1 protein-coding gene is annotated in these 2287 nt (G+C 74.4%); it reads left to right on the top strand.

What is annotated here, in order from left to right:
* On the top strand, positions 1-2287 hold a 2287-nt coding region (locus CBZ_RS14155), incomplete at both ends, for a DUF3418 domain-containing protein (RefSeq protein ID WP_130782164.1).

The following is a 2287-nucleotide window of genomic DNA, read 5'->3' as shown; positions in this document are numbered from 1 at the left end:
CGGTGCCGGGCATCCGGTACGTCGTCGACCCCGGCACGGCCCGCATCTCCCGCTGGTCGAAGGCGACGAAGGTGCAGCGCCTGCCGATCGAGGCGATCTCGCAGGCGTCGGCGAACCAGCGATCGGGACGCTGCGGCCGCGTGGCGGACGGCATCGCGATCCGGCTGTACTCGCAGACGGACTTCGAGGCCCGGCCGATGTACACCGAGCCGGAGATCCTGCGGACGTCGCTCGCGTCGGTGATCCTGCAGATGATCGCGGTGGGAGTCGCGGCGACACCCGACGACGTGACGGGCTTCCCGTTCGTCGACCCGCCCGACGTGCGCGCGGTCCGGGACGGCGTGCAGCTCCTCACCGAGCTCGCCGCACTGGAGACGGTCCCCGTGACGGGCCCCGACGGGCGGACGTCGTCGGTGACGCGCCTGACCGACACGGGCCGCGCGCTCGCCCAGCTCCCGATGGACCCGCGGCTCGCCCGGATGATCGTCGAGGGCGGCCGACGGGGTGTCGCGCGCGAGGTCATGATCGTCGCCGCCGCGCTGTCCATCCAGGACCCTCGTGAGCGCCCCGCCGACGAGCGCGACAAGGCGGACCAGGCGCACGCGCGCTTCGCCGACCCGACGTCCGACCTGCTGTCCTACCTCAACCTGTGGGAGTACCTGCGCGAGCAGCAGCGAGACCTGTCGGGCAACGCGTTCCGCCGCCTGTGCCGCTCGGAGCACCTCAACTACCTGCGGATCCGCGAGTGGCAGGACGTCGTCGCGCAGCTCCGCGAGCTCGCGAAGCCGCTCGGCATCCCGGTGTCCCCGCCACGTCCCGCTCGACGCGACACCGAGATCGGCACTCCCGACCGAGGTCGTGACCTCGAGGTACCGATCTCGGACGGGAGTGCCGATCTCGGGCCCGGCGGCCTGCGGCTCGAGTGGGACGCCGACCGGATCCACGTGAGCGTCCTCGCGGGCGTGCTCTCGCACATCGGCATGCAGGAGGCGACCGAGGTCGCCGCGCCCGCCCGCGGCGCCGCCGGTGGTGCACGCGGTCGACGGCCCGACCGGCGCGCGCGCAATGAGTACCTCGGCGCACGCGGGGCGCGGTTCGCGATCTTCCCCGGGTCCGCCCTGTCGAGGCGCCCGCCCGCGTGGGTCATGGCCGCCGAGCTCGTCGAGACGTCCCGCCTGTGGGCCCGCGACGCCGCGCGCATCCAGCCCGAGTGGGCCGAGGAGGTCGGCGCGCACCTGGTGAAGCGCACGTACTCCGAGCCCGCGTGGTCGTCGAAGCAGGGCGCGGCCACCGCGTTCGAGAAGGTCCTGCTGTACGGCGTGCCGATCGTCGCGCAGCGCCGCGTCCTGTACGCGAAGGTCGACCCCGAGCACGCCCGCGAGCTGTTCGTCCGGCACGCGCTCGTGCAGGGCGAGTGGACCACGCACCACCAGTTCTTCCACGAGAACCGCCGCCTGCTCGCCGAGGCCGAAGGGCTCGAGGCACGGGCCCGCCGCCGCGACCTCGTCGTCGACGACGACGTCCTGTTCGACTTCTACGACGAGCGCGTCCCGTCGGACGTCGTCTCCGCCCGGCACTTCGACCAGTGGTGGAAGTCCGCGCGCCGCGGCGACCCCGACCTGCTGACCTTCACGCGCGAGCTGCTCGTCGCCGACGACGCCGAGTCGATCGACGAGTCCGCGTTCCCGTCCCGCTGGCCGCAGGGCGACCTGCGCCTGCCGCTCACCTACCAGTTCCAGCCCGGCACCGAGGCCGACGGCGTGACCGTCCACGTCCCGCTCACCGCGCTCGCGCGGCTCACCCCCGACGGCTTCGGGTGGATGGTCCCGGGGCTGCGCGAGGAGCTCGTCACCGCGACCATCCGCTCGCTGCCCAAGCCCGTGCGCGTCCAGCTCGTGCCCGCGCCCGACGTCGCGCGCGCGGTCGACGCCTGGCTCACCGAGCACACCGCGTCGTGGGAGGACACCGTGCGCGCGGGCGACGCCGCACCCTCGTTCCGCGACCTGTTCCGGCGGGCCGTCCGCGACCTGCGCGACGTCGACGTGCCCGACGACGCGTTCGACGACGACAAGCTGCCCCCGCACCTGCGCATGACGTTCCGCGTCGTCGGCGACCGGGGCGGCGTGGTCGACGAGGGCAAGGACCTGCTCGTGCTGCAGCGCCGGCTCGCGGACCGCACGCAGGAGGCGGTCGACTCCGCCGTGCGGACGGCCGTGCGGGCGGCGATGGAGGAGGCCCGCGCGGCGGGCGCCGGTGCGGCGACGCCGGGCGGTGGCGGCGCCGCGAC

This window comes from Cellulomonas biazotea (genome assembly GCF_004306155.1).
Classification (GTDB): Bacteria; Actinomycetota; Actinomycetes; order Actinomycetales; family Cellulomonadaceae; genus Cellulomonas; species Cellulomonas biazotea.
This window is presented reverse-complemented; position numbering and strand designations above follow the sequence as displayed.